The organism is uncultured Thiodictyon sp., from assembly GCA_903837595.1.
Taxonomy (GTDB): Bacteria; Pseudomonadota; Gammaproteobacteria; order Chromatiales; family Chromatiaceae; genus Thiodictyon.
In genome coordinates, this window is sequence record CAILVI010000119.1 from 1 (window position 1) to 6665 (window position 6665).

The following is a 6665-nucleotide window of genomic DNA, read 5'->3' on the forward strand; positions in this document are numbered from 1 at the left end:
AGGACACGTTGCCGCGTCGCGGCGCTCTGGTTACGATGCATGGGGGGTGGCTTGCAGAGGAGGCGGTTGGGTTTAGCAACTTTCAGCCTACCACCCTTGCGAGCTAGCCCCTAACTTTTCAGGCGGTTGCGCTTAACTTAGCGCCATTCCCCCCAGGCACTACTTATGGTGAGACTCGAAGGCGGCACCGGCTCGGATACCGCTTCTCACCTTGAGGGCGCCGATGTGCGCGTTCTTGGCGAAGAGCGGCAGGGCTTCGGTCTGCCCGGCGGTTTCATGGGAGGCGTGCGACTCCGGCACCGAGGATTGGGCGTCCGTGGCATGGTCGGCGGTTTTCGTCGTGAGTTGGCTGTTCATGGTTCTGCTCCGATAAGGGTTTTCGAGACGGGTTGGCCCGAGCCGCGAGGGGTTCGGTCGAGAGAAAGGTTAGGCGAACGCGAGAAAAAACAACACGTACTCAGGGAGGGTAAGTGCCGGGGAATATTCACTTTGCGTGGTACGATATTTCTTACTGCGTTGTAGGACAGTTCGCGGAAGAACCGGCGGGCTGCAGGGGAAGCAACGGGCCGCCGGATGGAGATGCGACCCGGCAGCGTCGGCCGCAGGGCACGAACCCTCGGGGGATATCGAAGTGAAGGTGAACATCATGTATCTGCGATGGCGTCGCCGATCGGCCGCTTCGCGCCCCGCTCGATCTTGCGTCAGCACGCGGGCAACGCCTCGCCGGGGTCGGCATGGCGTAGCCAAATGCTTTGCACACCATCGAACGGCGGTGTGGCGACGCGGTAGCCGTGCGCGTCGAGCCGCACGGCGAGGCGCTGCTCGACCGGAAACCGGTCGGCGCGCAGCAGGGTAAGCTCGACACCGCGACGCCGCAGCGCCGCGTCGACCAGGCCGATGCCCAGGTCGTTGGTCGGATCGTTACAGACCAGCAGAACGGACATAGGCGCAGTGGAATTCCTGGTGGGTTGGTGTGAGAGGAAGAGAGATCCTGCTCGGGGGATTGGGGGCGCACTCGGGTCCTGGCGGTGCGCCCCCAGGCGCTACTTTTTCTCCTCCTCCACGCTGTGGATTTTACCGGCGCGGATACCGCTTTTCACCTTGAGCGCGCCGATGCGCGCGTCTTTGGCGAAGAACGGCAGGGCCTCGGTCCGCCCGGCGGTTTCATGGGAGACCTGCGACTCCGGCACCGAGGATTCGGCGTCCATGGCGTGGCCGGGGGTTTTCGTCGTGAGTTGGCTTTGCATCGGTCTGCTCCGATAAGGGTTTTCGAGACGGGTTGGCCCGAGCCGCGAGGGGTCCGGCCGAGAGAGATATTAGGGCCAAACGCATACAAAGAATAGATCGACAGAAACCTATCACCGTAGTCGGAAATACCCATTGGAGGCCCGACGGCGCGGTCTGTATCTTCGCAACCGTCGGCACAGCAACGGGTCGTTGGATCGCTCCCCCCGGTACAACAGGCGTCGCAGCGTGCTGAACGATAACGGTAAACGAGACAGCTTAAGTAAGGTGAAGATCATGAGTGACCAAGACCTCAGTACCCGCAGCAACCACGCCATGTGGCTGGCCATTGGCATCATGCTGGCCCCCCTGGTCCCCTACGCCTTGAGCGGCTCCGGCGTCTAACCCCTGATCACACGCGAATTTAAGGTGAACATCATGAGTGACCAAGACCTCAGTACCCGGAGCAACCATGCCATGTGGCTCGCAATCGGAATCATGTTGGCTCCCCTGGTGCCCTACGCCTTGAGCGGCACCGGCGGCTGACCGCTGATCACATGCAAACGACACGTCAAGATGGTCGCGGCCTCGCCTTGAGCGGGGCCGTGACCTCATTCGTCACTCCTCGTACGCCCCCTCGCACTCCCCTATTCTGCATGACTGCGGCCTAGGCGCAGCACCTTCAATACAGCCTTTTGCCTTGAGCTGTCCGCAGCGGCGGCCGATGGCCGCTGGATGATCGAAATCGCTCAGAGACTGCCCGCCGCAGACAGCGAACCCGGCAACCGGCAGGACGCTCATGTACGGACGCGGAAAAAACCGCTGACAGTCGGCTGGTACGACTATCGGCGGCTGTGAAGAGTGCCCTCCCTGGCCGAAATTCCTTCAGTAGAGCCGTGTCCGCCGTCAATCCGGTTGAGCCAGCGTACTCCACACGTATTCCTGCTGCTGCCCCTGGGGCCTCGAGTCCCTCGAACTGCCCGTTGCGCATCCTGCTCCCTGTCGCGCGGTCGTACGGTCCCTATCACGGCGTCCTTGTCGCACCCTGACCACGCCCGATCTCCTGTGTCCGGTCCTGTTTGCGTCCCTTCGATGGTTGACAGGATAGAGTGGCAGACTGTCGCCGAACAGGGCGTCTATTCCCGTAGCGACGGTTGAAAACTCCGCACCTGGCGTAGGACGTTGCTGACGCACGCTCAGTCAGCACGGGCGCCATCGGTATCGCCGCGGGATCAGCAAGGCGCGTGACGGCCGCGCTCCAGGCCGCCCCTGGCGGCGGCCCGGCCCGGCGCGGGCGCCCTCGTGTGCCCGACATGGGCATGTACTTGTTACCTGAAAGGAGGTAACCGCAGAGAGTGACAAGAAGCGTAGCGAAACCCAAGGTGGAAGCCGCGAGGCCAAGCTGAAAGCAGGGTGTAGCAAAGACACGACCGTAGGAACACGAACAGGCAGTGAGGCCGGGTGCGGGCGATGAGCGGGCTAGGGACCGCGAAATCCAACAGTCACCGAAAGACGCACCAGGTAGAGCCTGACGGCACGGGTCGAAAGTACATGCTCTTACTCGGGGAGACCTGGCGCGTGAGAGCGGGCCAGGAGTCAGCAGAGGCCGTAGTAGCGTTGACGCCCGGTGAAAGCCGGGAGGAGCGAAGGGCCGAAGAGTCACGAAAGAACCACAGTCTGCATCTGGTCCGGAGGGCGAGCAGGCGGGCGAAACGTTTCCGGCGCGGCAACTGCGGCAGCTACCGGGACGGCGAGCTAACCCGAACGGGTGGATTCCCGCATGGGGGAGGTCCGCGCCCACCAAGTCATCCGCGACCGCGAGCACAGACGCCAGGAGAGGTTCAATGAGCGAAACGGTAGAACTGCCCCTGGGCGGGGTGGACATCACCATGGAAACGGTGCTGGCACGCGAGAACATGCGGGCGGCCTGGGCGGCGGTGAAAGCCAACGCCGGCGCCGCTGGCGTGGACGGCAAAGGGATCGCCGAGAGTGAGGAACACCTGAGTACGCACTGGCCGACGGTCCGCGAGAAGCTCCTGCGGGGCGACTACCAACCGGCGGCGGTGCGGGCGGTGGACATCGCCAAGCCGGGCGGCGGGACGCGCCGGCTGGGCATTCCCACGGTACAGGACCGGCTGATCCAGCAGGCCCTGCATCGGGTGTTGAGCGCGGCGTTCGACCAGGAAATGAGCGCGCATAGCTGGGGCTTTCGCCCTGGGCGCTCGGCGCACGACGCGGTGACGGCCGCCCGCGGGTACGTCGCAGAAGGCAAAGAATGGGTGGTAGACATCGACCTGGCGAGCTTTTTCGACCAGGTCAACCACGACCGCCTGATGCACCTGTTGGGCGAGCGGATCGGCGACCAGCGGATACTGACGCTGATCGGGCGCTACCTGCGCGCCCCGATGGACGCGGGCGACGGACGGCACCGACGGCGCCGCCGCGGCACGCCACAAGGTGGACCGCTCTCGCCGTTGTTGGCCAACCTCTACCTCGACGCGCTGGACCGGGAGTTGGCACGGCGCGGTCTGTCGTTCGTGCGCTACGCCGACGACATCGCCGTATTCGTGGCCAGCGAACGGGCCGCCGAGCGCGTGTTGGGACGCCTGACACGGTGGTTGCACAAGCACCTGGACGTCAACGCCACCAAGAGCGGCGCACACCGCACCGAGGAGACGGCGTTGCTGGGCTTTCGCATCCACCCGGGTGGACAGGTGAGCCCCGCGCCGAAGGCCATCGAGCGGTTAAAGGACCGGGTGCGCGCGCTTTGGGATGCCCGGCAAAGCCTCACCACACCGCAACTGCGCGACCAATGGCAAAGCTACATCAACGGATGGTGGAACTACTACCGCTATGCCAACTGGCGCCGCGAGGTCCATGCGCTCTCCGGCTGGATCAGACGGCACATGCGCAAATGCTTCTGGTTGCGCTGGCATAACCGCCACGGACGGCGTAAGGCGCTGGCGCGCCTCGGGGTGCGCGGACGCGCCCTCGGGGTTGCCGGTTGTCGGCGTGGCGCTTCGCCCATGGCTTGCCACGTCGTCATCCACCAAGCGCTGAAAACCGCCACCCTCAATCGCTGCGGGTTGACTCTACCGTGGACGCTCGCGGGCTAAGCCCGCTGGGCTCAACCGCCGGATGCGGAAAACCGCATGTCCGGTGGTGTGGGAGGGCTGACGGGCGCAATCCCGTCAGCCCGACCCGATCCCCACCGGCCTCTGACCATCAGCCAGCCCTGACGGTCGGCAACGCCCCCCACTGGGTCGTTAAGGCCATCGACTGCCGCTCAGCCCGCCGCCGCCAGTCCGTCCCCACCAGTTGATCGGCGAAGCGCAGCGTGTCGCGCCTATAGCGCCGGTTGACCGCGTCCAGCATGGCCATCCGGTCGCGGGACCGATCATCGTCTGTCGCGCTGGCAAACAGATCGATCGGCGCCTGCGCCGCTGGGATCACATCGGGCAACAGGACACCGGCCTTGCGGTAGGCGACACCGGGGCGAAAGAGCCGCCCGACGCCCTGAGTCGCGTGCCGGATCAGGGTGCCGCTGTCCTGGGTCGGGGTGTGGAACGCGACGGTCCGCGCATTGGCGTAGCAGGGCCGGACGGTAGCGAACGGGCTGGTCTGCACGAAGACGCTCACGGCCGGGGCGCACAACCCTTGGGCACGCAGCTTCTCGCCGGCACGGCTGGCGAAGGCTGTCACCGCCGCGCACAGATCCTCCAGATCGCTGACCCCGGCGCCGAAGCTGCGCGAGACCATGACCTGTTGGCGCGGCGGGGCGACACACTCCAAAGGCGGACAGGAGCGCCCGCGCAGCTCCCAACCGACCCGCTCCACCACCACCCCGAAGCGCTGCCGTAACCGGCGGGGCTCGGCCAGGCTCAGGGCCAGCGCATCGGCGATGCCGATCTGACACAGGCGTGCGCCAAAGCCGGCGGCGATCCCCCAGACATCCTCCACCGGTACCGCCGCCAGCACCGCCGCGGGGTCGGGCAGGCACGCCCAGTCGAGCACCGGACCGGCCGGGCTGCGCCCCTTTTTGGCCAGGCGGTTGGCGAGCTTGGCCAGGGTCTTGGTCGGGGCGATCCCGACGGCGACCGGGATGCCGGTCCACTGCCGCACGGTGCGGGCGATCTCCAGGCCGTAGGCGGTCGGCTCGGGGTGAACCCCGGCCAGGTCGAGAAAGCATTCGTCGATCGAATAGACCTCGACGCGGGGGGCAAAGCCCGCCAACACCTGCATGACCCGCCGGGACAGGTCGCCATCGAGGGCATCGTTGGATGAGAACACCGCCACGCCGGCTTGGCGCAACCGTTCGGCGTGCTTGAAGTAAGGCGCGCCCATCGGGATGCCCAGGGCCTTGGCCTCGTTGCTGCGGGCGATGATGCAGCCGTCGTTGTTGGAGAGCATCACCACCGGCCGATCCTCCAGGCGGGGCGCGAAAAGCCGCTCGCAGGAGGCGTAGAAGTTGTTGCAGTCGACCAGGGCGAACAGGGGGCCGCTTCGTCCAGAAGGGGTCAAAAGGAATGCACGGTATGGGCCACCACACCCCAGATGACCAGCGCCGTGCCGTCGCGGATCTCCAGTGGTTGGAAGTCCGGGTTCTCGGGTAGCAGCCAAATCCGCTCCCCCTCGAGCTTCAGCCGCTTGAGGGTCAGTTCACCGTTCACCGCGGCCACCACGATCGCACCGGATTTGACCTCCCGGGCACGGTCGACCACCAGCAGATCACCGTCGCGGATACCGGCGCCGATCATCGAATCGCCCTGGACACGCAGGAAGAAGGTCGCCGCCGGGTGCCGAACCACGTGCTCGTTGAGATCGATGGTACCTTCGAGGTCATCATCGGCGGGCGAAGGAACGCCGGCGGCAATGCGCGACCCGTAGAGGGGCAAGGCCAGCGCGGTCGGATGTCGCGTGAAGGTCTGCGGGGCGCCGGCGACGGCACCCTCCGACCGGGCGGTCAGCCAAGCCCGCACCGCGGGCACCAGGCTGACCGGCAGGCGGATCGGGGTCGTCGGCTCGCCGAAGGGGCCCGAGCCGCGCTTGCGCCCGGCCCCAGGACGGGCACCACCGCGGCGGGTTAGAGGAATGTCAGACATGGATGCCGTGAAATTATGATAACCGTACGCTAATCATAACGCATCCGGCGACCGCTGGATGGTGGCGGTTGCGGATGATGCGTCTCCAGGTGCGCCCAATGCCCTGCAAGGCACGCATCAATGGATCACCCGCGCGACCGTGCTGAGTCCATGCGCCCACAACTGACGCAAAAGTTCCCTCTGGTCCCCCACGATCCGCACCAGGGCCTCCTCAACCGATTCCCCGCCCAACCAGTCGCCGTCGAGAATCGACTCGATCGCTGCATCATCGGGGCACTCGACCCAGGCCGCACCGAACCCGGCGAGCCACTGACGCTGTGCTTCGTCATCGTCCAATGG

General features: G+C 65.8%; 7 protein-coding genes. 1 reads left to right on the forward strand and 6 read right to left on the reverse strand.

Annotated features, from left to right (window positions below; translation table 11 throughout):
- Nucleotides 1-159: 159 nt before the first annotated feature.
- From QZY44_RS06535 to QZY44_RS06545, 3 genes are all read right to left on the reverse strand, one after another.
- Nucleotides 160-357, reverse strand: coding sequence for a hypothetical protein (locus QZY44_RS06535; protein WP_295443910.1), 198 nt, complete (start codon nt 355-357; stop codon nt 160-162).
- A 344-nt stretch (nt 358-701) separates the two neighbouring features.
- Complete coding sequence (locus QZY44_RS06540; protein WP_295443912.1) at nt 702-944, reverse strand: hypothetical protein; 243 nt, start codon at nt 942-944, stop codon at nt 702-704.
- Between the two features lie 99 nt (nt 945-1043).
- Nucleotides 1044-1247 carry a hypothetical protein gene (locus QZY44_RS06545; RefSeq protein WP_295443914.1) on the reverse strand — a complete coding sequence of 68 codons (204 nt, stop codon included), beginning with the start codon at nt 1245-1247 and terminating at the stop codon, nt 1044-1046.
- A gap of 1821 nt (nt 1248-3068) precedes the next feature.
- Between QZY44_RS06545 and ltrA the strand changes: the two genes are divergently transcribed.
- Nucleotides 3069-4340, forward strand: coding sequence for a group II intron reverse transcriptase/maturase (gene ltrA / locus QZY44_RS06550; protein ID WP_295443916.1), 1272 nt, complete (start codon nt 3069-3071; stop codon nt 4338-4340).
- Between the two features lie 109 nt (nt 4341-4449).
- Here the strand turns inward: ltrA and QZY44_RS06555 are convergent, their stop codons facing one another.
- The 3 genes from QZY44_RS06555 to QZY44_RS06565 all read right to left on the reverse strand — a co-directional run.
- Entirely contained in the window at nt 4450-5745 is a 1296-nt protein-coding gene (locus QZY44_RS06555) for a Y-family DNA polymerase (protein ID WP_295443919.1), read from the reverse strand.
- Nucleotides 5742-6326 carry a translesion error-prone DNA polymerase V autoproteolytic subunit gene (umuD, locus tag QZY44_RS06560; RefSeq protein ID WP_295443922.1) on the reverse strand — a complete coding sequence of 195 codons (585 nt, stop codon included), beginning with the start codon at nt 6324-6326 and terminating at the stop codon, nt 5742-5744. Before umuD ends, QZY44_RS06555 begins: the two co-directional genes overlap by 4 nt.
- Nucleotides 6327-6443: 117 nt before the next feature.
- Nucleotides 6444-6665: histidine kinase (locus QZY44_RS06565; protein ID WP_295443925.1), on the reverse strand; the 222-nt coding region annotated here is incomplete at its 5' end.